The following is a 25,452-nucleotide window of genomic DNA, read 5'->3' as shown; positions in this document are numbered from 1 at the left end:
TAGATGAATAAGAATACTTTTAAATTAAGTAACCCCTTTGATTGGCTGATTTTTGAATATGAATTTGCTTAATTAACAAAAAATAACTGAATTAAGAGAAAATGTTTGACTGAAAACGCTTTTATTTATATACTCTAATCATAAAGTGATCAAAAGATATCCAAAAGATAATAAAATTCAACAACTTTGAATCTTTTGATGGAATACAGTTTTGATAATCAATTAGATAAGTTAGTAAGAAGGTATCAGTGTATCCAAAATTTAAAGTATTCTCAAAGGAGGAACTGACATGTCAACAGTAGCAGTAGAAAAACTAAAAAATTATATAAATGGGGAATGGGTTGAAAGCAAAACAGCTCAATATGAAGATGTTTATAATCCAGCAACTAAAGAAGTCATTGCTCAAGTACCACTTTCAACAAAAGAAGATATCGAATATGCGGCACAGATCGCTAAACAGGCATTTGAAAAATGGAGCAAAGTTGCCGTACCACGACGTGCGAGAATCTTGTTCAATTTTCATCAATTATTAATAAAACATCAAGAGGAACTAGCTCGCCTGATTACGATTGAAAATGGGAAAAATCTGACTGAAGCATTAGGTGAAGTGCAACGTGGAATTGAAAATGTCGAATTTGCAGCGGGTGCACCATCCTTAATGATGGGAGATTCACTATCTTCCATTGCTACAGATGTTGAGGCAACAACATATCGCTATCCAATCGGAGTTATTGGCGGGATTACACCATTTAACTTTCCGATGATGGTGCCATGTTGGATGTTCCCAATGGCCATTGCGTTAGGGAATACGTTTATTTTGAAACCATCGGAAAGAACTCCGCTTTTAACTCAAAGATTAGTAGAATTATTTACAGAAGCAGGTCTTCCAAAGGGCGTATTTAATGTGGTTCATGGTGCCCACGATGTCGTAAATGGTATTCTAGATCATCCTGATATTAAGGCTATTTCATTTGTAGGCTCTAAACCAGTTGGAGAATATGTATACAAACGAGGAAGCGAGAATTTAAAACGTGTTCAAGCGTTAACAGGCGCTAAAAACCACACAATTGTTCTAAATGATGCTGATTTAGAAGAAACGGTGACAAATATTATCGGGGCAGCATTTGGTTCGGCAGGTGAACGTTGTATGGCGTGTGCTGTCGTAACAGTCGAAGAAGGAATTGCCGATGCATTTATGGCGAAGCTAAAAGAGAAAACAGCATCTATTAAAATTGGCAACGGCCTTGATGATGGTGTATTTTTAGGTCCTGTTATTAGAGAAGAGAATCATAAACGTACGATCAACTATATTGAAAAAGGGATTGAAGAAGGCGCTAATCTTGTATGTGATGGTCGTACTAACTCACCTGAAGATGGCTATTTCGTTGGACCAACTATTTTCGATGGTGTTACAACGGAAATGACAATTTGGAAAGATGAAATTTTTGCTCCGGTTTTATCAATCATTCGTGTGAAAAATTTAAAAGAAGCGGTTGAAATAGCGAATCAATCGGAATTTGCTAATGGAGCTTGTCTATTTACAACCAATGCTCATTCAGTACGTTACTTCCGTGAAAATATTGACGCAGGGATGTTAGGAATTAATTTAGGTGTACCAGCTCCAATGGCACTTTTCCCATTCTCTGGATGGAAATCATCATTCTTTGGTACTTTACACGCAAATGGAAAAGACAGCGTTGATTTCTATACTCGAAAAAAAGTTGTCACAGCACGCTATGTAGAACCAACATTTGAATAAGAGGGTTATTTGATGAAGGTAGGCTTGTGAAATTTATGAATTCCTGAAAGATTAAGACAGAGAGAGTTTCCTAGTTTGCTAATAGAAGTAGGGTTGAATAAACAACTCTTCTCTGTCTTGATTGAATTTATATCATGTACATAATATTTTACCTGATTCAGATCCATCTGCTGGCCTCAGGATCTAAAAACTGTACCATATAATGAAGGTGGCGGTGCGGAGCTGTTTTTGCTAAGCCCGCCCCTTTTCTACAGAAAAGGAGCTGTTATCCGAGATGAAATATGAATTTAATACAGAGAGAAAATACGACATCATCGCGATTGGTCGTGCTTGCATTGATTTAAACGCAGTCGAGTATAACCGTCCGATGGAAGAAACGATGACATTTTCAAAATACGTAGGTGGTTCACCAGCAAATATTGCGATTGGCGGTTCTAAGCTAGGGTTAAAAGCGGGATTTATCGGTAAACTTTCTGATGATCAACATGGCCGTTTTATCGAACAATATATACGTGGTGTTGGGATTGATACATCTAATATGGTAATAGATCAAGAGGGACATAAAACTGGATTAACGTTTACAGAGATCAAAAGTCCAGAAGAATGTAGCATTTTAATGTACCGAGAAGATGTAGCCGACCTCTATATAAAACCATCTGAGGTTCATGAGGATTACATAAAACAATCAAAGATTTTACTCGTTTCAGGTACAGCGCTTTCGAAAAGTCCATCCCGTGAAGCGGTATTAAAAGCAGTAAACCTTGCTAAGAAAAATGATGTGAAAGTAATTTTTGAATTGGATTACCGACCTTATACTTGGGAATCTGCTGAGGCAACGTCTGTGTATTATTCATTAGTAGCAAAGCAAGCTGATGTTGTTATTGGTACGCGTGATGAATTTGATGTAATGGAAAATAGTGCAGAAGGAAAAAACGAGAATACCGTCAATCATTTGTTTAAACATTCTCCAGAGTTAATCGTGATTAAACACGGTGTAGATGGTTCCTATGCCTACACAAAATCAGGGCAAACATTCAGAGGTCAAGCTTATTTAACAAAAGTATTAAAAACGTTCGGTGCTGGTGATTCCTATGCTTCAGCTTTCTTATATGCTTTAATCTCAGGGATGGAAATTGAAACCGCTTTAAAATATGGCAGTGCATCAGCGGCTATTGTAGTAAGCAAACATAGTTCATCAGAAGCGATGCCGACAGTAGAAGAAATCGAACAATTAATTTCCGGAAAAACTGGGCAAGTAACAATATAGGTGGAGTTTACAGTATTAGAAAAAACAGCGGCTAATGGATCTAGTCAATAATTAATAATCTGTTTAGAATTGAGGTGATTATTAGTGACGTTAGTTTCTAGGAAGTTAGTATCTATGAAAGAGATGCTAATAGAAGCTAAAGAAGGCAAATATGCTGTTGGGCAATATAATATGAATAACTTCCAGTGGGTAGAAGCTATTTTACAAGCTGCACAAGAAGAGCAAGCGCCTGTCATTGTAGCTGCATCCGATCGACTCGTAGATTATTTAGGCGGCTTTAAAATTATTGCGACAATGGTTCATACTCTTGTAGAAGAAATGGCCATAACTGTGCCAGTGGCCTTGCATTTAGATCATGGTATGAGTGTTGATCGGTGTAAACAAGCGATTGATGCTGGCTTTAGTTCTGTTATGTTTGACGGCTCTCATTATCCTATTGCTGAAAATATCACGATGACAAAACAAGTTGTTGCTTATGCACGTCCCCATGAAGTTTCCGTAGAAGCGGAAGTTGGAACAGTTGGTGGTATGGAAGATGGGCTTGTAGGTGGAATCAAATATGCAGATCCCAAAGAATGTGTACGTCTTGTAAAAGAAGCAGGGGTAGATGCATTAGCAGCAGCGCTCGGCTCTGTTCATGGACCCTATCAAGGGGAACCTATACTAGGTTTTGCTGAGATGAAACTAATTTCAGATATGACGGACGTACCGCTTGTACTTCATGGTGGTTCGGGTATACCTGATTATCAAATACAAAAAGCGATAGAACTCGGTCATGCCAAAATTAATGTGAATACAGACTGTCTACAAGCATGGGCAAAAGCTGTTCGTGAAGTGTTAGCGTCTGACACGAAGGTGTATGATGCTCGTACAATACTCACACCAGGTAAAGAAGCAATCATTGCAACAATTAAGGCTAAAATGAAAGAGTACAAAACAAGTAATAAAGCATAAGCGTACGAATGCCCTTATTTTCACTACACGTGTTTACTTCAAAAAAATTGAAGTACTGAGAAAAAAAGAAACTTTACTTTTATTAATAAATAAATCTTCAAATCCTCACACAAAAAAACATGTCCCAAATAAACTGAACCATTAGAGTGGGACAAAGGAAAAAACACCTCTTATGTTGTATAGATATAACTATATTACATAAGGGTAACCAGGCCCCATTAAATATCGAGAACTGGTTACGGCATAAATGTGTTTTTTCTGAATCCCATTTATGGGGTTCAGACTAAAGACGGGCATGTTTTTTTGTTTTAATCATTGTCTTGGCTTAAACGTACTTTAGCTTGCTTTTGTATTACATCGTCGCTATTATCAACTTTCAGTTCTACTGTTGAGCTAGTACCGCCTTCTTCCTGGCGTTTTTGTTTTAATTCGAAATATGTATCCATGGCAAATACTGCTAAATCTTTATTTAAAGTGAGTTCAGGCTTCCCTTGATTAGCCCAAGGGACAACTACGGCAAAGGCCACTTCAGGATTCGCCGCTGGGGCATATCCGACTATACTTAAATTGGTCGTTTTCTGGAGGCCGTTATATTTATCCTTGGTTGGTCCATCATAGAATGCCTCTGCTGTACCGGTTTTTGCAGCAACGGTATATGGCAGTTTCTTTTTTGCGAAATATTTATAGGCAGTACCACCGGGCTCCATTGCAACTTTCTCAAAGCCTTCATGAATCCGATTGATCCATGAATCCTTCATATCAAGTTTATTTAATACAGTAGGCCTAATTTCCTCTAGAATGACCCCGAGTTCGTCATTACTATTTTCTGAATTTCGGATTTCTTTTACTAGATGTGGCTTCATCCTATATCCTCCATTTGCAATCGTTGACACATATTGAGCCAATTGCATGGGAGTATATGTATCATACTGTCCAATAGCCAAGTCCATTAATTTTCCCGGATTTGTTTCTACACCCTTAAATCCTACCATTTCATTTGGTAAATCAATACCAGTTCGTACACCAAGACCAAAATTAGCGAATGAATTTCGGATGGTCAAAAATGCATTAGGGTTTTTCAAATTTAACGGTTGATTCGGGACATAATTACCTTTTCCTATGGCGATAGCGGTCTTGAACATGTATACGTTTGATGAACGCTTCAAAGCAGTTAAGTCATTGATAGGGCCCATGTTGGTATAGGAACCTTTTGGCGGTGTATTTTTAATTCGCATCGTAGTATCGTTAATAATTTGGCCAGGCTGAATGGCTTTTGTTTGGTAGCCCGTTAAGACGGTAGCTCCTTTTACGCTTGAACCGACTGTATAGGATGTAGTAATATTCCCGAGTGCAAAATCGGTAATGGAGTGTTTCCTTGTTTCCTTGTTCCTCGTATATTGCTTTCCAGCCATTGTTAAAATTTCTCCAGTTCTAGGATCTATTAAAACAACAAATGCTCGGTCGAGAAATTTGGTATTTCCTAAGGCTTTAGATTGAATCAATTTTCTTTCAATCTCTTCTTCAATTGCAAGCTGTAGATCCATATCAAGCGTTAAAACTAAATCATTTCCTCGTTGGCCTTCTGAAACGACTTCTGACAACACAACATTTCCGGCCTTATCTGTAACATTTTTCATTTTTGCTTTCTTTCCTTGCAAAACATTTTCATATTGTGCTTCAATATAGCTTTTTCCTACTCTGTCATTTCTGCTGTAGCCAAGTGAAAGATAGTAATCAAGCTTTTCACTAGGAAGTCCTTCTTCCGATGATGATACTACTCCTAACACTGATTTAAGCGTATTACCATATGAATAAGTTCGGTCCCAATCCGTTGTAATTCCTACTCCCGGCAGTTCATCAAGATGTTCACTGACCGTTGCAAACTCATGTTCAGTCACATTTCTATTTTTTACTATTTGAGGGGTTAGTGCATACCCACTTGAAAATTCACGGTAAATCGCTAGTACTTCAAGCTCGTCCTTTGTAAAGGAATTTATTTCTTCGTCTGTAATTCTTTCAATCTGTAATTTGTATAGATCTTTTTCTTCAAGTTCACCTTCTGTAACCTTCTTTCGATCGGCATTCGTGATTTTTGCCTCTGCTTCTTCCGGATTTTTGAGAATCCAGAAATCCTTACGATCACGCTCTCTTATCTTATCGGGTTCTTTAGTGATAAACTGTGCCAGTTTTTCTGCTGTTTCCAGCATTTCTCTTGCCCTTGTAGTTTGGCTTCTTGTATAGGTGATTGCATTCAACGGTTCATTATCTACTATTACCTTTATATTACGATCATACATTTTTCCTCGCGGAACGGGATTGTTCACAATTACATCTTCGGTTCTTTCGATTTCTCTTTTATAATCTTCTCCAAAAACGATCTGCAAAAGGCCAAGCCGAAGAATCAATAGTGAAAATAAAAGAAAAACAATTAAGAAAAGCATATTTAATCTAAAAGGAATATGAGTCTTTTTCTTTTTTTCTCTTTTCATTACAAGTCATACACTTCCTTTTAAAATAGTCAACTACATAAGTATATATAATATGGTGTTATTTTACTAGTGTGTTAATAGATGGATATTGAATCGCTGTATTAAAATTAATCGGAACATTATTGAAGAATCTTGGTTGTCTTTATAATAGATTTTCTTCAATTGAGTCTTTGAAACGTTCTTCCGTAATAAGGTACAATGTTTGAATAATCGGAGGATCACTTACGTTGTTCGACTAACGGAGGTGCTTTCTATTATGGTTTGAGTATTATTAAAAATATTGTTCGGTAACATTTTTTCTTGATTATATTTGCGGTTGGTTTTTGGACATAGAGCTAATGGGGGCATAAACAATGAATTTTGACGCTGATTATAAAATAGAAAAGAAGAAAACTCACAAAAAAATACTTAAAGTATTTTTTATTTTGGGACTGTTATTTGCAGGAATTATAGCTTATGGAGTGAATTGGGTTTTCTTTGATTGGAGCCGATTTAAAGATGAATTAATCAACAAATCTACTTCTCCAAATGGCACATATACGGTAAATGCTTATCTATCTAATGGTGGTGCAACAGTTTCGTACGCAGTTTTGGGAGAAATAGTTTTTAATAAAGAAAATAAAAGGTCAAAGAAAATATATTGGCAATACAGAGAGGAAATTGCAGAAATAGAATGGATAGATGACAATACAGTAATTATAAATAACGTGCAATTGAAGCTACCAAATGAAACTTATGATTATAGAAGTGGGATAAAATAATTAATAAACTAATACACAATATTACTCTACTAAAGGGATCGATTGTGGAGTAATATTTGCAGAAAATGATTACACTTTTTTATTAAACCAAAACTCAAATTTGATAGATAAGGATAAGAATCCATTTTGAACAATCTTTTTAAAAAAATGGATTCTGTTTACTTATCATAAAATGCCGATTTATGGAGGTGTTTTAGATCAAACTCTATTTTAAAGCAACAATGGTGGGGTTTAGACTTCCTCTATAAATGGATTTGAAGGATATGTACCATATGAACAATTGTGCTTAAGTCAACAATGTAGATTTGCATCTACGCATCATGGCAACAAGCTAACTGAAGAACACAAATAATAAAAATTAGAATTTATCATTGATGTTCCAAATAAATGAAATAACCGATCAATGCATACAAAGATAAGCTTTGACCGGTTATTCGTTGTTAAGAAATTGTACCATCAAAATAAGATGGATTTTTATTAGGAGGAGTAGCTTTGTGTTTGCCGACAGTAGTCGTAGACGGAAGTAACAATACAAATCTGCTCTTTTTGATGAAATGAGTGGAAAGTCAACATTGTCAAACAACTTAGCGTTCGTATTAAGTCGTCAATTTCCGATCCCTTGAATTCACTGGTTTCACACGAGTTACTTCCTTTGATGAAGAAAATCTGTTATGGAAAATGGCATTGATTTCTCCACCAATCACAAGAATAAGGCCAGTTGCATATAGCCATAGCATCAACACGATGATCCCACCTAGACTTCCATATGTGGAAGAATAATTGCCAAAGTTACTTATATAAAAAGAGAAGGCAATAGAAATGATTAGCCAAGTGATTGTGGCAACGATAGCACCGGGAAGTACATGTTTAAATAAGTATTTCTTATTAGGAGCAAATTTGTATAAAAGAGTAAGTACAATCACGATGACAACGAAAGCAATGCCCCAGCGTAGTAGATTGAAGATGTTTTTGAATTCAATGGTAACTGGAACAACTTGATTAGTTATATTTAGAATAACATTACCGAATATCGGCAGTACGAGTACAATAATAAAGGCAACGATCAAACCTAAAGTTAAGGCAATGGAAATCAGTCGAGCCATAATGAAATTTCTTGTTTCTTTAACATCAAAAGCAACATTCATGGCATGCATAAAGGCGTTCATTCCTTTGGAAGCTGACCAAATCGTTCCTATGATTCCGATTGTAAAAAGTCCTCCATTTGACTTTGTTACAACTTCGATAATCGTATCGGCTAACACGCCCGTAGTTTCGGACGGTAAGAAATGATTCATAAAGTTGATTGCTTGTTGTGGCTCAATATTTAGATAGGGAAGAATTGAAAGCAATAAAATGAGTAAGGGAAAGAGAGAAAGCAAGTAATAATACGCCTGTTCAGCAGCTAACCCTGTTGCCCGATCCTCCTTAACCTTGTTCTTAAGCTCTTTTCCGAACGCTAGTAGATGTTTCATTAGACTTCACTCCCGAATTTTTACTGGATAGAAGTCTATTCCCTAGAAATACGAACATAATCCTTGGTTATTCTAAAACTTATCGTTTACCAATAGAAAGAAGTCCAGATTGGCTTGTAGAGTGATAGATGTTGGGTCCCATAAGAAAAGGGTCAGTCCCCGCAACAACTAAAAACAGTATACGATACGTGTATGAAACACGACATACTGATTTAGAGTGCGAGGTCTGACCCTTATGAGACTCCTCTTTTTTCTTTACTTGATAGCTTTTTGAAGTCTACTTATCAAATGTACTGAACGTCCAGTTCCAATTGCGACCGATTCAAGCGGGTTTTGCGCTAGATGAACAGGAACGACAATTTCTTGACTCAACCAATCTTGAATACCGTTAAGCATCGCGCCACCGCCGGTAAGAACTACACCTTGGTCGACGATATCACCACTCAACTCAGGTGGACAATCTTCAAGTGTAGCACGAATGGCTTCTAGAATATGAAGTAGAGATTCACGAATCGCTTCTTGGATTTCTTCTGAATGTATCGTTACGGTTTTCGGAAGACCTGAGACAAGATCACGACCTCTTATATCCATCGTTTTACGTTCATGCTTAATGAGAGCATGGCCGATTTCTATTTTTATTTGTTCGGCAGTACGCTCTCCAATAAGAAGATTATATTGTTTTCTAATATGTTGAACAATATCTTCATCTAACTGATCCCCACCAATTCGTATGGAGTGGCAGGAAACGACGCCACCAAAGGAGATAATCGCTACTTCTGTCGTGCCACCGCCAATATCAACGACGACATTTGCGGTCGGTTCATCAACGGGCAAATCTGCACCAATTGCGGCAGCAACTGGTTCTTCAATTAAATGCACCTGCTTTGCTCCGAAGCTCTTCACCGCATCTTCAATGGCTCTTCGCTCTACTGTCGTAGAACCAGATGGTGTACACACCACAACAACAGGCTTTCTGATTGAAAGTCCAAGTTTCTTCCCTGCTACCTTCATAATTTGCTTAAGCATTTGTGATGTAATATCGAAATCAGCGATAACCCCATCTTTCAATGGCCGAATCGCCACTATATTTCCTGGTGTTTTTCCGATCATCTCTTTTGCGTCACTACCAACAGCTACCACTTTGTTGGTGTTGGTATCGATAGCTACAACGGATGGTTCATTAAAAATAATTCCTTTGGTTTTACTATAAATTAATGTATTGGCTGTTCCTAAATCGATGCCAATTTCTGTATTTGATAACATTTAGTCACCCCTATTGATTAGAGTTTGACCCCTATATAGCATTTTACATAAAAGTTGCAGATTTTGGGGATAATAATTTGTGGTAATTGTTAACATTTTATAGATGCTCTGTCGAACGAGTGAATATTTCCTGGAAAATACTCGACTATTAACATATCATTCTCGAAAATAAAACACCATGCCAATTAAAGGCACTATTCATAAAAGGTACCATAAGAAAACTGGCTATCTTAAAATGTGCGATATCTAGAAAACAGTCAGATATATTATCGTGCTAAGAAATTAGTTGTTGTGATTAACGATATTAAGTATAAAACTGTTTTTGACAATTCAGAAACTTAGTCCTAATGTTAGTTTTTTTGAAAAAAATAAAAAGGTACTCATTTTTTCTAGTTTTCTACCGATATAAAAGAAAGAGAGTAGAAGAATAAATGAATGGGTGAAAATGATGGATAAAACGTCGACAATTGGTATTATTTTAGGAGTTATAGCAGTCGGAGTCGGGATGTATTTAAAAGGTGTAGCTATGTCTGCCCTGTTGAATCCTGCTGCAATCTTAGTTATTTTAGGTGGAACAGCTGCAGCCGTCATTACGGCTTTCCCTTCATCTGAATTAAAGAAACTACCAAAGCTATTTAAGATTTTATTTACCGAACAAGAGCTTACGAAGCCACAGGAATTAATCCAAACATTTTCTGAATGGGCAGTCATTGCAAGAAAAGAAGGATTACTTGCATTAGAAACTATTGCAGATCAAGTGGATAATCAATTTTTAAAAAATGGGCTGAATCTTGCTGTAGAAGGGCAAAGTGCTGATTATATTCGTGATGTACTATCTGAAGAAATCGATGCAATGGAAGAGCGTCACCTTGGAGGAGCGGCCATTTTCACACAGGCTGGTACATATGCACCTACACTAGGCGTATTAGGAGCGGTACTCGGGTTAATTGCGGCACTTGGAAGCATGGACAATACGGACGAACTTGGGCATGCCATTTCAGCAGCATTTGTTGCAACTATGCTCGGAATTTTTACTGGGTACTTACTGTGGCACCCATTTGCAAATAAACTGAAACGTAAATCATTGGCGGAAGTACGGATTAAAGAAATGATGATTGAAGGAATTCTATCGATTATTGAAGGTGAAGCTCCAAGAACGATCGAACAGAAGCTCACGTCTTATTTGACGGCTGATGAACGGAGAAAATGGCTGGAAGGCGTGAGGCAAGATGGCTAGGAAGAGAAGAAAAATACGTAAGGAAGAACATATGGATGAATCATGGCTTGTTCCTTATGCGGATATTATGACCTTGCTCTTGGCATTATTCATTGTGCTATTTTCCTCAAGTTCGGTCGATGCTAATAAATTCCAACAACTTTCCGGTGTATTTAACCAAATCTTCACGGGTGGAACAGGCGTGATGGATTATCCATCTCCTGTTCCAGGCTCACCAGACAATAAAACCCCTTCTGCCGATGGGGATGGAAAGAATGAGCAAGAAAATCTTGGCCAGGTTGAACAAAAGGAGCTCTCAGAAATACAAGAAAAAGTAAATGTATTTATTAGGAACAATCAATTAAACGATAAATTAGACACCTCGTTAACGAGCGGGGGGTTACTCCTCACAATTCGCGATAATGTATTATTTGATTCAGGAAGTGCCGAGATCAGAACAGAAAATCAGGGAATTGCAAGGGAAATTTCTAATTTGTTGATCATGGATCCACCTCGCAGTATCGTAATAAGTGGACATACCGACAATGTCCCAATCAAAACTGCTAGATATGATTCTAACTGGGACTTAAGTGTCATGCGTTCAGTGAACTTTATGAAAATTCTTCTTGAAAACGATGGCCTAAATCCTAAATGGTTTAGCGCCAAAGGATACGGCGAGTTTATGCCGATTGCTTCAAATGAAACAGCGGTTGGACGAGCCAAGAATCGGCGTGTGGAAATTCTAATTGTACCGCGCAATCCTATAAAGTGAAACTTCAATCAGTGGGGGTTACTGCCCGTTAATGCGGGATAAAGAAATGAAGAAAATGAACTTGGCTACTTGAATGGCATCGGAGATACTTGCTGTTTAATGGAAGTCAGGTTTTTCATATTTCCACATTAGATCCTGCTTATACAAGGGATGCTTACTTGAAACAGTGTTTTGGTTGTAAAATCCGACCCGAATGAGATATACTTTTTGTCTTTGAAGAAAAATGCATTGTTATTCATATCTTTGCTTTTTTGCAGTAGAATAGAGTTAACCGTTATTTTAAAAGGAAGTGTCCAGAGTGATTGTATTAAAATCAGAACGAGAAATTCAGGCGATGCATGAATCAGGAAAGATTCTGGCCGCATGCCATCGGGAAATCGCCAAGCTCATTAAACCGGGTGTAACAACTTGGGAGATAGAAGAATTTGTAGAAGGCTTTTTAAAAGAGCATGGAGCAAAACCAGAACAGAAGGGTTACAAAGGGTATCAATATGCCACTTGCGCAAGTATAAATGAAGAAATCTGTCATGGATATCCTAGAAAAACGCCATTGAAAAATGGGGATATTGTTACGATAGATATGGTAGTTAATTACAATGGAGCGCTATCTGATTCAGCGTGGACGTACAAAGTAGGAAATGTATCCAAGGAGACAGAACGCCTTCTTCAAGTAACTGAAGAATCCTTATATCGAGCAATTGAAGTATGTGTTCCTGGTAACCGTATCGGGGATATTGGTCACGCAATCCAATCTTATGTAGAGGGAGAAGGCTTTTCAGTTGTTCGTGATTTCATCGGACATGGTATTGGAAATGTCATTCACGAAAGTCCTGAAGTCCCTCATTACGGATTACCGAATAAAGGACCTCGCTTAAAGGAAGGCATGGTATTCACAATCGAACCGATGGTGAATGTTGGTACATACAAATCAGTGCGTGATCCAAATGGCTGGACAGCATCAACGGCTGATGGGAAATATTCCGCGCAATATGAACATACAATTGCCATTACGAAAGATGGCGCATTAATATTAACGAAACAGTAAAATGGATGGAAATAGAAAGTCTCATAAGGGTCAGACCACGCACTCTAAAACAGTATGTCGTGTTTCATACACGTATCATATACTGTATTTAGTTGCTGCGAGGTCAGACCCTTCTTCGTTCTAAAAAAAGTTGAGGGGTTTCGATGACCCTTATCTAATGGTGAATGATGATTCGGAAATTGAGAATGCATGCGTGCATTTACTGGTTCGTTAAATAGGATTACTCGTCAGTTTCGCTCATTTGCTGCCGATTGAAAGACAATCTCTCACTCCGCCAAATGATTTGTCTTGTTCTTGGCAAATATAAAAAGGGCCTGACCTCACATTCTATACACCGTTTATTATGTCATTTAAACGGTATATAGGAGATGTTTGGTCGATGACCCTTTAAGAGGATGTTCAAAAAGTCCGGGAAAAATAGCTGTCGAATTTCTTCGTCGCTCATTAATGACCCTCTGTTAAGATCGCGCACGTCCTGTGCAAGTCCGGTCCTCACGTATTACTGCATACGCGCAGGTCTAGAGACTATCGCTCCTCGAACTTCTCGGCTCTTTTTATCCTCCTTTTTGAACACGCACTTTAAAATTAGCTGCGTAATTTGCCTAGTTCTTCAACAATGGCTTGCATTTCACTTGGGCTGAAATTGGATTTGCGCATGACCATTTCGTAAATGTCTCGCAGTTCCTCATACATTTCCGCATTGAAATGTGTGGATTTTACAGCTCCAATATTCATCATTTTCAACTTTTCTTTTATCTTTTCGACCATGTAATCAACTGTTTCTGCTGTGTTGTGGGACACATCCATGATATCATTCCTTTCGTTCCGTTCATTTAGTTAATCTTGTCACTATTATGGGGAGAAGTCAATGAAAAGTACAGGTGTTTCAATGAGTGAAAAAGCTTGATAATGGTAAAAATAACAGATATTTTTTACAAAGATTTCCCGGTTGGTATATGATGGGAACATGGGATGGAAATAATGAATTACATACACACATATATAAATTATGAAGGGAGAGAAAAATTATGAATGAAAAGCATGGATTAAAAAAAAGCATTTTCTTGAAGTCGATTTTAGTAGGGGCTGCGGCTGGAGCAGTGATTAGTTTATTTGATAAAACAACGAGAACATCAGTGATTAGTTCTGGGAAAGGATGCATTCGAGAAATGAAGTCCTTTGTGAAGAATCCAAGCTCTGTATTCACTCAAGTTCGTGAAACAACAGAACAAATACGAACGACAATTGAACAAATTACTGAGGATGCTGTGTTCATTTCACAAAAGGTGGAGGAATTGAAAGAAATTCCGCCGCAATTGGCACAAACAGTCATTGAAACGAAAGAAGCGATCACTGCAGAAATGACGAATAATAAGAACGAATAATTTGTTGGGTAGAAGTTGTATACTGAAAAAACTCATGATAAAGGAAAGATATTTTATCTCATTAGTGGGCAGCCAAGCATGAAGCAAGCTTCACCAAAAATAATGAAAATGGCTATTTTCATGGGAGTGGGAAATCGGTATCCTCCACTGATTGAAGTTTCACTTTATCGGGCAAAGTAATCTTATTGGGGTGGCTGAATGAAGGCAATCGCTTATGTTAAAAAAATGATATTGAGAATGGACCAAGATGATGTAGGAGGATTGGCCGCACAGTTGGCTTATTTTTTCCTGCTTTCACTTTTTCCATTGCTACTTGTTCTCATTAGCTTATTACCGTATCTCCCTATTTCACAAGATGACTTATTAACGTTATTTGAAAGCTTTGCCCCTGCTAGTTCAATGGCATTAATTGAGGAAAATATCAACCAAGTGATGCAAGCAAATACGAAACTGTTATCGTTTGGAATCATTGCGACCATTTGGTCAGCGTCGAATGGTTTAAATGCCATCGTTCGTGCATTTAACCGTGCTTATAATGTCGAAGAAACGAGAAACTTTTTTGTTGCCAGAGGGATGTCAATCCTTCTTACTATTGCAATGATATTTGTCTTTATGATTGCACTCTTGCTTCCTGTGTTTGGAAAACAGCTTGGGATGTTTTTATTTTCCTCGTTTGGCTTATCAGATGAGTTTCTGCAAATTTGGAATGCATTCCGTTGGCTGGTCAGTGGAGTTGTGCTTGTCATTGTTTTTATTATGTTATATTGGCTTGCTCCGAATAAAAGGCAGAAATGCTTACATGTGATACCTGGCGCTTTTTTTGCAACAGGAGGCTGGATTGTTGTGTCGCTTGCGTTTTCCTATTATGTTGATCATTTCGGAGGGTTTACGACTACATATGGAAGCCTTGGAGGAATCATCGTGCTTATGATTTGGTTTTACTTGACCGGTATCATCATTATTATCGGTGGGGAAATCAACGCTCTTTTAAGTGAACTAAAACATCCAACTTGTTAAACTGAATGCCGAAAATTACCTTCATGAACGAGTAGAATGAGGCCATACTATAACAGAAGCAAGTAGTAGCTTCAAAACAGGTAGGGAGGCGTTTGTGTGCCAAAAGGTCAGCAAAAAAACGGTAGCACGAAGCAAAAAGGAAAAAATAAGCCGAAGCAAAAAACATCCGGTTCTGCTAATGGGCAGAATGGATATCATTAGTAAGTAACCGATAAGAGTCAACCTCGCATCTAAACCAGTTGTTGCGAGGTCTGACTCTTTTTGTCTTGTTATTACGTTATTGTGCGTTCAAAGGGTTCATCAAGCTTTTTGCTTTCATTAAAAAAGGTAATAGAAAAGAAAATGATTAGGAGCATGATGCTTAATGCGAAGAAAAATCCTCCATCGATATACTCAATCACAAGCCCACTAATAAATGGTCCAGTAATACTACCAAAGCTGAAGAATATGCCACATAATAAATTTCCGGTCGGCAGCAAGCTGTTCGGCAGTAAATCAGCCATATAACTAATGCCTAATGAAAAAGTAGAACCGACCATGAACCCTGCAAACAAGAAGCAAAGTAACATGCCAATTGCCGACTGCGATAAAAAGCCTGCAGTAGTAAAAATAACAAATCCAGAGAAAAGCACGATCATTAAAATGTTTCGTCTTCCAAATTTGTCACTCATGATCCCAAGCGGAATCTGAGTAACTAAGCTGCCCGCAGCGAACGCTGGAATGATAAAGGATAGGCTGTTTACATTAATTCCCTCGCGTAAAGCATACACTGGAAAACTCGCATTCAGTGTTGCTTCAAGAAAGCCAAAACCAAAGGGCGGTAAGAAGGCAACCCAAGCATAGCGGCTGACTTTTGAAAACCGTTTTAGTGTTCCAAGCAGTGAGGCCGTTTCAATATGATGATCCTGTTCTGGGTACTCATTTTTTAAAAGAAAAACAGTGAGCCAAACGAATAAACTCATTATAGAAGAAATGATAAACGGAAGGCTTTCGTTCACGGTTAGAAGCTTGACCATCAATGGACCGAACGTAAAGCCCAAGCTGAAAAATAAACCGTAAACGGCAATGTTTCGACCTCGGCTTTGAGTAGGTGAAATCGCAGTAATCCACGTCTGGGTCGCAAAATGAAGCGTATGATCGCCAATTCCGATTAGAAATCTTAAGAGAAACCAAAACCAAAATGATTTCCACATTGGAAATAAGGCCAACGAAAGCACGACTGTAAGCCCGCCGAACATGATTAAAGGTTTATAACCAAATTTACGCAATGGTTCTTCCACAATCGGTGAAATTAATAAAATGCCGATATACAAAGAAGCGGCATGAAAACCATTTAACGAAGAACTCACACCGTCACTTTCGAAAATGACCGCAATAACGGGTAGAAGCATCCCTTGAGAAAATCCTGAAATGCCGACTGTGCAAACTAAAATACTGAAAAGTAATTTCTTATCCCGGTTTAACATGCTGTAATATCCCCACCTCATTTTTTGTGGGAGAATAAAAAAATAAATAGGTAGGGGATAAGTAGCTTGTAAATCCCCGATCGGTTCAACTCCCCCCACTGATGAAAGTTTCACTTTATTCATTTTATTCTCCTAAAATAATAGATTGCCTCTATTGATCGTACATGCTCATTGATTCATTATGCAAGCTTTAAAATGTCCCGCATTAACGGGCAGTAAGACCCCCACCTCAAGCTTATGAGATACAAAGAAGATAGGTGGGGGACAAACTGCCCGTAAAAGCCCGATTGGTTCAACTAACCATCAGTAGGGGATGAAGAAAACCCCTACTGATGGAAGTTTCACTTTATCCCGCATCAATTGTTTATTGAATTAATAAAATGGGAAAAGCAGGAGATAGTAAAGAGGAATGGAGGGTGAAAGGAATGGGTAATAAAATATTTTTGGTGCTTCTAGCAGCCGGTGTCCCGTTGTCGATCATCGGTTCCATTCTGCATTGGTCAACCATCTTTATGTTCGTTGTTTACTGTCTGACGATTATTGCACTTGCAAGTTTTATGGGCCGAGCCACAGAGAGCCTTGCGATTGTGATGGGACCTAGAATCGGCGGACTATTGAATGCAACGTTTGGTAACGCCGTTGAATTAATTATATCGATATTTTCTTTGAAAGCTGGATTGCTTGGGGTTGTCCTCGCGTCATTGACGGGCTCTGTACTAGGAAATTTATTATTAGTCGGAGGGTTGTCCTTTTTTGTAGGTGGAACAAAATTTAAACGACAAAAATTTAATGTATTTGATGCAAGGCATAATGCTGGATTATTAATTTTTGCGATAGGCTTGGCATTTGTAATTCCAGAGGTGTTTACGGAAAATATGAATGAAAGTAAGACGATGTCATTAAGTGTCGGCATCTCAATCATTTTAATTATCTTGTATCTTGCTGCGTTGTTCTTTAAACTTGTCACACATCGAGGCGTGTACCAGCCTACTGAAAAAGCAAAACAGGTAGAACATGAAGAGGAAGTGCCAGAATGGAGTAAGAAAACAGCAATTGCTGTCCTATTTGGGGCAACGCTTGTGGTGGCCTATGTTTCTGAGAGATTGGTTCATACGTTCAGCGTTGTCGGTGAGACATTTGGCTGGTCAGAGCTGTTTATCGGGGTTATTATCGTCGCTATTGTTGGAAATGCAGCGGAACATGCATCAGCTATCCTTATGGCTTATAAAAATAAAATGGACGTGGCCGTTGAAATCGCTGTTGGATCAACATTGCAAGTCGCCATGTTCGTAGCGCCTGTCCTCGTCTTAATTTCTTTATTCTTTCCGGTTACCATGCCACTCATCTTCACTTTGCCAGAATTAATCGCCATGGTAACAGCGGTATTATTAATCATCATGATTTCAAATGATGGAGAATCCAACTGGTTTGAAGGTCTAACCCTTATAGCTGCGTATGTAATCATGGGAATAGGATTTTATTTATTATAAGTAAACAAAAAAATGGCTCACCCCGACTTGATTAGGAGAGCCATTTTTATTCAATTACAGTTTGTAAGTACATATAATCATCCAAAATTATTTTCACGCAACTTTATGTGTCATGGAACCAATAATTCTAGAAGTAGTCACCATCCTTTATGTTTCGTTTTAGTTAAATAATCGTGTAATAAAGTAAAGGTTATGGAATCGTCTTTATAGGCATACCTCCTTGACGTGATGTGGACTGAACGATTTCCCCTCCTTTATTTAAATGTAAATTTATTATATACTTTGTAAATAAATTTGTAAATATTCAGAATATTACAATTGTGTTACAAAACAACAAAATCTCAACTTTTTTACCGAAAGGCTGTTTTCACATACTTTGTTGCTCTTCAATCATTTTTACACTAATAACCCGGGTTGATTCCGTTGCAGGTACTCGCTTTCCGCGGGCGGTCTCAGAAGCCTTCTCAGTGCTTTGCACTTGCGGGGTCTCCCTCAACACGCTTTTCCCGCAGGAGTCTCGCACCTGTAACGAAGATCAACATCTGTTCGAATTGGTTTCTTGCTAAAAACAACAATCTTTACGAAAAGAGCCTACCGAAAAAACACAAATCTTTTTATTCAACGTCTGTATATAAACGCTAGGTCTTACAAACGATATTAACAAAACCTAAAGGAGTGCGTCATGATGAAGCGACTTAGAGTATGGGTGATTGTTAGCGTTTTACTAGTAGGACTTCCTTATTTAGCAGACGAAGCTTTGGCTACTCAGAAGGAGAATACGCCGGTAGAGAAGAAGGGTAACACTCCCGCAGTGAGTAAAACGGTCGTTCCTCCATCTGTTTTAAATATTGCAAAGGAAAACACGTATCCGAACTCGACTCAAGACTTACCCTTTTTACAACCTAGTGAATTCGCCCAATCCTTAATTGATACTTCCAAAATAAAAATTGAAAATCCTGAATTAATTCATTTGCTGAATGAATCAGCTGTTGGCAAAGCACCGTTTTCATTTGGGTACAGAGCGACAATTTATTTAGGACATTGGGCGCTGAATTATCAATCGACTGAAACAGCACCAAATTGGGAATATCAAAAAATCAATACGAATTTCTTTGATAACCGTGCTAATTTGACACCACATCCGATTCATTATGTTCAAGAGATGCAAAAAATTGTGCGCGGTGGCTTAACGGCTAAAATACCGGCTTCACCAGACGTGCAAAAAATGATGCTAATTAAAGCGGCTGAAAAAACCAAATTACCGTTGGCGTTTGAAACGATTATTGGTGGAGCAACTAAGAAAGATCAAGTGTATAATATACCGGCAAGACGATTAGGCTACTTGAATGCCTTTGCTTCAGCCATTAACGAAAAAGGAAAAGTCACGTATGGCGAGGTGTATGTCATTTTAAAAGGTAGCAAGCGTTCCTTGTTGATCAAAAATATTACCTCCCAAGGAATTGGTGCATGGATTCCGGTTCAAGACCATCTTTCGTTCAACTTTATTGCTAGTGAGCAGCCAAGATAAAGTGGTTGGTCTAATTTAAATCAAAAGGTCAAACCTCATATTGTATGAAGTTTGACCCTAATCCTTAAATTATAGACTTTCTTGTTTGGAAGTCCATTTTGGGATAATATGCGTTTTTGACGAGTACATTTGGACCTAAGCATTTAACTGCTGGGCAATGACAATTTAATTCTCTAGCAAGCTTGGAGTTCATCCATGTTTCATACGATTGTGATAGCGGCTGATCGATAATATTGCCGAGTGATGGGGCATCGCCAAAATCTGTGACAATCACATCCCCCGTAAAAATATTCACGTTTAAGCGAGAGCGGCCATCAGGATCATTTCGAACCGTTACCTTCTTCGTGTCATATAAGCGTTTCAATAACTTCACATCTTCCTCGTTATTGCTGCACGAATAGAATGGAAGGGTGCCGAACAGCATCCATACGTCCTTATTTCGGAAATCGAGCAGTTGATGAATCGCTTCCCGCATTTGATCAAGCGTCAATGTTTCTAGTGCAGAAGCGAAATCGCTAGGATACATCGGATGGATCTCATGTCGCTGGCAGCCCATATCCTCAACAATTTGCTTATGAATATGCTCTAGATGAGGGAGCGTCCGTTTATTCAACATCGTTTCTGCAGAAACTAAGACGCCAGCTTTTGTTAAGGCTTGTGAATTAAGAATAATATTATCAAATAGTTTCGCGCGCTGTTCGCGAGTTGGCTTTCTGTCCATCATTGCGAACCCTGTATCAATGAATTCATCAGTCGTTCCCCAGTTATGCGAAATATGTAACACATCTAGGTATGGAATGATCTCTTCGTACCGAGCAAGATCAAGGGTTAAATTCGAATTCATTTGCGTTCGTACTCCGCGTTCATATGCATATTTTAACAGCGGAAGGACGTAATTTTTCACTGATTTTCTGGAAAGCATCGGTTCGCCACCAGTAATGCTAAGCGAGCGTAATGTTGGTATTTCGTCAAGACGACGAAGAATGAGGTCCAGTGGAAGGGCGTTCGGATCTTTAGGCTGAAGGGTATAGCCGACAGCACAATGTTCACATCGCATATTGCACAGTGTCGTCGTTGTGAACTCAATATTGGTAAGCGTCATTTTTCCATATTGTTCAACGTCCATATATGCTTCCCATGGATCATAGTCAGGTGAAATCGGTTGTATTGCTGGAATATTGGTTAAACTGGTCATTATGATAACTCCTTCAGTATGATTACATTCCTAATAGTGCGTGTTCGAAAAGGAGGATAAAAAGAGCCGAGAAGTTCGAGGAGCGATAGTCTCTAGACCTGCGCGTATGCAGTAATACGTGAGGACCGGACTTACACAGGATGTGCTGACTTCTGTGTTGCGCACAGGACGTGCGCAATCTTAACAGAGTGTCATTAATGAGCGACGAAGAAATTCGCAAGCTTTTTACCGGACTTTTTGAACATCCTCTATTATGGGCAATCAAAAAATAATGTCAATGGCACAGATCATGTTAACATTGCACTTTCACATTATGTTCGATACGATTAGAAGGCGAAAGGAGCGTGCGTTATGGGAAAGCAAATTACCGATAAAGATGATCAATTAGTGTACTTGAAAGGGCGGCTAACGATGTTTATCGAGGTCTTGGAAAACATTGATCCAGAACACACTGAGCTTGAAGACATTGATCGCTTAATCAGCATGATTGATGAACTGGAAACGAAAATTGAACAATTCAAACGCTAATATATATGATACAAAAACCCTGAATATTTCAGAAGAACCACTCCGTCGCCCAAGAGGAAATGGTTCTTCTTCTAATTCTGAAATGATTAGGTTTGTGACCAACCATTCTTGCTAGAGCAGTTGCCCTCACGTTCGCATTGACTTGTAGCACAGCATCTTACAGAGAGAAATCCTTCAACGATTCGTCGATTTTCTCTTGCGTAATCCCGATATATCGTTTAGTGATCGATGGGGCGGAATGGTTAAAAATATTCTGCAGGAATGCCAGATCCTTCGTTCTCCGATAATACGCATAGCCAAATGTCTTCCGCATCGTATGCGTGCTGATGTCATCCCGTCCAAGTACGTCTCCGGCCTTCACAAGCGCTCTGTAGGCTTGTGTGGGAATAATCGGACTTTTTTACCCTTCCGACTTGTAAACAAGTACTCTCCGTCGCTCATATGAGCCGTATAAACTGCGATTTCTTTCGCCGTTCGCAACGGCTGCACGTTCTTTTCTTTCATGATGTCCCTCCGATATCGTACATTCAATGTGTGATGGCGTTATCTTAACAATGAGATCCAGTGATATCAACGAAATGAATGTACGAAAATATGTAATATCATACATTCATAAAAACACATTATTCAACTACGGGGCAGTTTAGTTGAATAAGAGTGTTTACATTCTAAAAATTTATTATAATCAAAAAGATTGCTTTGAAACGGGGGTTTTACCAATGATGATAATCGAACAAAAATAAATAGGAATAAAGTTAGACAGAATCTATTTGTTCAAGCGAATTCCTATTTCTTAAACAAAATCAATAAATGAATAATAGTTAATTATCGGGAGGAATAGCTATGAACAAAAATTTACAAGAGAAGATTACGGATATTCAGAATAAGGTTGATTTTTCAGGTTCAGTATTTGTTGAAGAAAAAGATAAGGTGTTAGCAGAACAAAACTTTGGTTATGCAAATCGTTCTGATCAAATAGAAAATAACTCTGCGACCCGTTTTGGAATAGCATCTGGATGTAAATTGTTTACTGCAATAGCGGTCTGTCAACTTGTTGAAAAGGGGAAAATCTCTTTTGACTCTAAATTGACCGATTGTCTTGATATTGAATTAAAACACTTTGATGAAAAAGTGACTGTCCATCATTTACTGACACACACTTCGGGAATACCAGATTATTTCGATGAAGATGTAATGGATGACTTTGAGGAACTTTGGGTTGCAAACCCTATGTATCACATAAGAAAGTTAAAAGATTTCTTACCATTGTTTCAAGATGAGCCTATGAAAGCAAAAGTAGGAGAATCGTTTCACTATAATAATGCTGGTTACATTTTATTAGGATTAATTGTTGAACAGACAAGTGGACTTGAATTCTCTGACTACATTCAAGCACACATCTTCAATAAGGCTAATATGACGAATTCTGGGTATTTTGCATTTGATTCTCTACCGCCAAATACAGCATTAGGCTATATCGATAAAACTGATGGAACTTGGAAAACTAACATCTATTCTTTACCTGTAAAAGGTGGTTCAGATGGTGGTGCATTTGTAACTGCTAATGATATGGCTAAGCTGTGGACAGCACTTATGAATTATCAACTTTTAAATGAAACGTACACAAATAAGCTTTTATCCACTCATACACAAGTCAATGAGAGTGGCTATTATGGTTATGGTATTTGGATTAAGAAAACCACAGAAAACAGTATTTTTAAATACCACATAATGGGTTATGATCCAGGGGTTAACTTTAATTCTGCTCATTATCCTGACATATCCATTAATGTAGTTGTTTGTTCTAATAAGTCGGATGGGGCGTTTGATATAATGAGTGGAATAGAAGAAGAATTGGTAAAAATAAAAGACTTAAAATAGAGATGCATTAAAAGAACCCTACTTTCTGGGTTCTTCTTTTTAAATACCTAAAAAATTGTGAAAAGATGTACTTAAAGTAACGGAGTGCTTTAGTGGAAGAATAATTTGCATAAAATACCCCTTTTTTATGCAGCTACCAGGCTTCTTCAGAAGCTGAAAATGTGGATTCATCAACACTGTATAAAATCATGTATAAACGATAAAAATGGACCATTCGGAACCCCTTGAGCACCAAGGGGTTTTATGTTTCGGAACTTCCGATAGTTGACTTTATATAAACTAGATTTGTATAGAGTATTCATGTGTTCTTTAGAAACCTTATTCAGCAAACGGGTAATTTAATTGAAGAAGAAAAGGAATTTTTATATAAATAATAGAATGCGTTAGGTGTACCAAATACCTAGATACATAATAAATTAATAATTAAATTTAGGGAGCGATATAGAATGGGTGCTTGGGGAGTAGCGATATTATCCGATGATATAGCCGAAGATGTTAGGTTTAGATATAAAGATTTATTGGGCAATGATTATTCAAATGAAGAAGCAAGTAGAATTGTTATTGAGGAATATCTGAATGAGTTAGATGATGAAGAAGTTACATCTTTTTGGTTATCATTTGCATTAATACAATGGAAATTAGGGAGACTTCAAGAGAAAGTTAAAAATAAAGCACTTCAAATTATAGATAGTGGTGCTGACCTTGAACGTTGGGAAGAAGACCCTAAATTAAAGAAAAAGCGTGAAGCTGTTCTTTATAAACTAAAAGAACAATTAAATTCTCCACAACCACAAGCTAAAAAAGTACCGAAGAGATTTGTATCTGATACTACTTTAAAAGCAGGGGATGCCATTAGTTATCAGTTAATGTCAGGCGAATATATTATCCTTAAGGTCATTGGCATTATTGAACAATGGACTGGAGATAGATACCCTCTATTTGAAATTTGTGATTGGCAAGGCAAAGTAATTCCTTCTAAAGAACAAATCAGTAAATTACCACTTAAAGAATTGACTTGGGAAAATGGAAATAAAGAAATGGGGAAATTGGCAATTTTCCCAGCAGGAAAAAGAGATGACCCAACAAAACGGGTTGAAGTAGTAGCTAAAGATGTAAAAACAATATTGGATATGGAAGCACCATATATTTTATTTACTTGGAAAGAGTTTGATGAAAAATTAAAGCAATTTTATCATTTAAAGTAGCACAATTTAGAGTAAGTAAGAAAAGATCGCATGTTCGTGAGCTTACAAACAGGTTAGCATAGTTTGACAGTCCAGAAAATTATATGTTAGGATCCTAATTCAACAAGCTTTGGATTTAATCGAAGTTTCTTTTTGAATTATTGGTGTTCATTTACTCATAATGATCTTCCGCAATCGGGAGCTTTAATTGAACAAGTAGCTAAAAGGATCTTCACTGGGAGATCCTTTTTCAATGCCTATAAGGGTGATTATGTAAACTCCTCTTGAAATAAAATAAGAGGAGCTTTTTTATCTAGCTTATTAGGCTAATGGGAGACATCGGTTCAAGAAAAAGCCCCTTATTCAATTAACGATGCAGGTTACATGAATAAAATGTGTTAAAATAATGGAAATGTTTAACTGGTGAGGTGTTATAAAATGAACGGTTGGCTATATGGCTTATATGCCTTAATAATAGCGATAGTCTCTATATTTACAGGGGAATTAGTAACATTTGTAATGCTTGGATTTATTTTAATAAGCCTTCAAAATATCCATTCTACCTTAAAAGAGATATTAAAGGTCAATAAGGAGAAAATTGATTAACGGGAGCTTTAATTCAGTAAAAAGACCACCAATTTGGTGGTCTTTTGAATGTACGAAAATAACTAAAATCATACATTTGTTTTAAAGAAAAAAGTGCCCTAAACGATCAAATTAATTTAAGACAACCTGAATTTTAGATTGGTAAGAAAAAAAACAAAAAATTCGTTTTCGATA

General features: G+C 37.6%; 22 protein-coding genes. 15 read left to right on the top strand and 7 right to left on the bottom strand.

What is annotated here, in order from left to right; all coding sequences use genetic code 11:
• Positions 1 to 289 precede the first annotated feature (289 nt).
• The 3 genes from iolA to fba all read left to right on the top strand — a co-directional run bounded on the left by iolA (position 290) and on the right by fba (position 3,980).
• Entirely contained in the window at positions 290 to 1,759 is a 1,470-nt protein-coding gene (gene iolA / locus HNP81_RS08785) for a methylmalonate-semialdehyde dehydrogenase (protein ID WP_182502348.1), read from the top strand.
• 274 nt (positions 1,760 to 2,033) lie between these two features.
• Positions 2,034 to 3,026 carry a 5-dehydro-2-deoxygluconokinase gene (gene iolC, locus HNP81_RS08780; protein ID WP_182502347.1) on the top strand — a complete coding sequence of 331 codons (993 nt, stop codon included), beginning with the start codon at positions 2,034 to 2,036 and terminating at the stop codon, positions 3,024 to 3,026.
• 114 nt (positions 3,027 to 3,140) lie between these two features.
• Positions 3,141 to 3,980 carry a class II fructose-1,6-bisphosphate aldolase gene (gene fba, locus HNP81_RS08775; RefSeq protein ID WP_182502346.1) on the top strand — a complete coding sequence of 280 codons (840 nt, stop codon included), beginning with the start codon at positions 3,141 to 3,143 and terminating at the stop codon, positions 3,978 to 3,980.
• A 308-nt stretch (positions 3,981 to 4,288) separates the two neighbouring features.
• Here fba and HNP81_RS08770 read toward each other — a convergent pair whose 3' ends face one another.
• Entirely contained in the window at positions 4,289 to 6,469 is a 2,181-nt protein-coding gene (locus tag HNP81_RS08770) for a peptidoglycan D,D-transpeptidase FtsI family protein (RefSeq protein ID WP_182502345.1), read from the bottom strand.
• A gap of 353 nt (positions 6,470 to 6,822) precedes the next feature.
• On the opposite strand from HNP81_RS08770, the gene HNP81_RS08765 reads away from it, so the two are divergent.
• Entirely contained in the window at positions 6,823 to 7,230 is a 408-nt protein-coding gene (locus HNP81_RS08765; RefSeq protein WP_182502344.1) for a DUF5412 domain-containing protein, read from the top strand.
• Positions 7,231 to 7,826: 596 nt separating this feature from the next.
• On the opposite strand, the gene HNP81_RS08760 is transcribed toward HNP81_RS08765, so the two are convergent.
• Both HNP81_RS08760 and mreBH read right to left on the bottom strand, forming a co-directional pair.
• Positions 7,827 to 8,702: a YihY/virulence factor BrkB family protein gene (locus HNP81_RS08760; RefSeq protein ID WP_182502343.1), complete on the bottom strand. Its 876-nt coding sequence runs from the start codon at positions 8,700 to 8,702 to the stop codon at positions 7,827 to 7,829.
• Between the two features lie 255 nt (positions 8,703 to 8,957).
• Positions 8,958 to 9,965, bottom strand: a complete 1,008-nt coding sequence (gene mreBH, locus HNP81_RS08755; protein WP_028389910.1) for a rod-share determining protein MreBH — start codon at positions 9,963 to 9,965, stop codon at positions 8,958 to 8,960.
• Positions 9,966 to 10,413: 448 nt separating this feature from the next.
• Between mreBH and motA the strand changes: the two genes are divergently transcribed.
• The 3 genes from motA to map all read left to right on the top strand — a co-directional run bounded on the left by motA (position 10,414) and on the right by map (position 12,998).
• Complete coding sequence (gene motA, locus HNP81_RS08750; RefSeq protein ID WP_182502465.1) at positions 10,414 to 11,202, top strand: flagellar motor stator protein MotA; 789 nt, start codon at positions 10,414 to 10,416, stop codon at positions 11,200 to 11,202.
• On the top strand, positions 11,195 to 11,953 hold the full coding sequence (motB, locus tag HNP81_RS08745) for a flagellar motor protein MotB (protein WP_028389912.1): 759 nt from the start codon (positions 11,195 to 11,197) through the stop codon (positions 11,951 to 11,953). The genes motA and motB overlap by 8 nt, the downstream gene beginning before the upstream one ends.
• Positions 11,954 to 12,251: 298 nt before the next feature.
• Positions 12,252 to 12,998, top strand: a complete 747-nt coding sequence (map, locus tag HNP81_RS08740; RefSeq protein WP_028389913.1) for a type I methionyl aminopeptidase — start codon at positions 12,252 to 12,254, stop codon at positions 12,996 to 12,998.
• 585 nt (positions 12,999 to 13,583) lie between these two features.
• Here the strand turns inward: map and HNP81_RS08735 are convergent.
• Complete coding sequence (locus HNP81_RS08735; RefSeq protein WP_028389914.1) at positions 13,584 to 13,805, bottom strand: DUF1128 domain-containing protein; 222 nt, start codon at positions 13,803 to 13,805, stop codon at positions 13,584 to 13,586.
• 221 nt (positions 13,806 to 14,026) lie between these two features.
• Between HNP81_RS08735 and HNP81_RS08730 the strand changes: the two genes are divergently transcribed.
• On the top strand, positions 14,027 to 14,383 hold the full coding sequence (locus HNP81_RS08730; protein ID WP_034300192.1) for a hypothetical protein: 357 nt from the start codon (positions 14,027 to 14,029) through the stop codon (positions 14,381 to 14,383).
• Positions 14,384 to 14,581: 198 nt separating this feature from the next.
• A complete protein-coding gene (locus HNP81_RS08725; RefSeq protein ID WP_182502342.1) occupies positions 14,582 to 15,400 on the top strand; it encodes a YihY/virulence factor BrkB family protein in 819 nt (272 codons plus the stop codon).
• A 272-nt stretch (positions 15,401 to 15,672) separates the two neighbouring features.
• Here the strand turns inward: HNP81_RS08725 and HNP81_RS08720 are convergent, their stop codons facing one another.
• Positions 15,673 to 16,866, bottom strand: coding sequence for an MFS transporter (locus HNP81_RS08720; RefSeq protein WP_182502464.1), 1,194 nt, complete (start codon positions 16,864 to 16,866; stop codon positions 15,673 to 15,675).
• A gap of 425 nt (positions 16,867 to 17,291) precedes the next feature.
• On the opposite strand from HNP81_RS08720, the gene cax reads away from it, so the two are divergent.
• Together cax and HNP81_RS08710 are read left to right on the top strand one after the other, a co-directional pair.
• A complete protein-coding gene (gene cax, locus HNP81_RS08715; RefSeq protein WP_182502341.1) occupies positions 17,292 to 18,356 on the top strand; it encodes a calcium/proton exchanger in 1,065 nt (354 codons plus the stop codon).
• A gap of 685 nt (positions 18,357 to 19,041) precedes the next feature.
• Positions 19,042 to 19,884 carry a YfkD family protein gene (locus HNP81_RS08710; RefSeq protein WP_376766728.1) on the top strand — a complete coding sequence of 281 codons (843 nt, stop codon included), beginning with the start codon at positions 19,042 to 19,044 and terminating at the stop codon, positions 19,882 to 19,884.
• A 64-nt stretch (positions 19,885 to 19,948) separates the two neighbouring features.
• On the opposite strand, the gene yfkAB is transcribed toward HNP81_RS08710, so the two are convergent.
• Positions 19,949 to 21,079: a radical SAM/CxCxxxxC motif protein YfkAB gene (gene yfkAB / locus HNP81_RS08705; RefSeq protein WP_182502339.1), complete on the bottom strand. Its 1,131-nt coding sequence runs from the start codon at positions 21,077 to 21,079 to the stop codon at positions 19,949 to 19,951.
• Between the two features lie 351 nt (positions 21,080 to 21,430).
• Here yfkAB and HNP81_RS08700 point away from each other — a divergent pair, with 351 nt between their 5' ends.
• A complete protein-coding gene (locus HNP81_RS08700) occupies positions 21,431 to 21,607 on the top strand; it encodes an SE1561 family protein (RefSeq protein ID WP_182502338.1) in 177 nt (58 codons plus the stop codon).
• Between the two features lie 157 nt (positions 21,608 to 21,764).
• On the opposite strand, the gene HNP81_RS23800 is transcribed toward HNP81_RS08700, so the two are convergent.
• Positions 21,765 to 21,968: a tyrosine-type recombinase/integrase gene (locus HNP81_RS23800; RefSeq protein WP_312859663.1), complete on the bottom strand. Its 204-nt coding sequence runs from the start codon at positions 21,966 to 21,968 to the stop codon at positions 21,765 to 21,767.
• Between the two features lie 482 nt (positions 21,969 to 22,450).
• Between HNP81_RS23800 and HNP81_RS08690 the strand changes: the two genes are divergently transcribed.
• The 3 genes from HNP81_RS08690 to HNP81_RS08680 all read left to right on the top strand — a co-directional run bounded on the left by HNP81_RS08690 (position 22,451) and on the right by HNP81_RS08680 (position 25,278).
• The gene (locus HNP81_RS08690) at positions 22,451 to 23,488 is read left to right on the top strand and encodes a serine hydrolase domain-containing protein (protein ID WP_028389920.1); all 1,038 of its coding nucleotides are present in this window, start codon (positions 22,451 to 22,453) and stop codon (positions 23,486 to 23,488) included.
• Between the two features lie 446 nt (positions 23,489 to 23,934).
• The gene (locus HNP81_RS08685; protein WP_182502337.1) at positions 23,935 to 24,693 is read left to right on the top strand and encodes a hypothetical protein; all 759 of its coding nucleotides are present in this window, start codon (positions 23,935 to 23,937) and stop codon (positions 24,691 to 24,693) included.
• 417 nt (positions 24,694 to 25,110) lie between these two features.
• Entirely contained in the window at positions 25,111 to 25,278 is a 168-nt protein-coding gene (locus HNP81_RS08680; protein ID WP_182502336.1) for a hypothetical protein, read from the top strand.
• Positions 25,279 to 25,452 lie beyond the last annotated feature (174 nt).

Origin of the sequence: Peribacillus huizhouensis (assembly GCF_014138605.1) — a bacterium.
In the GTDB taxonomy this organism is placed as follows: domain Bacteria; phylum Bacillota; class Bacilli; order Bacillales; family DSM-1321; genus Peribacillus; species Peribacillus huizhouensis.
Note: the sequence above shows the minus strand (reverse complement) of the source record. Positions and strands in the feature narration are given on the sequence as shown.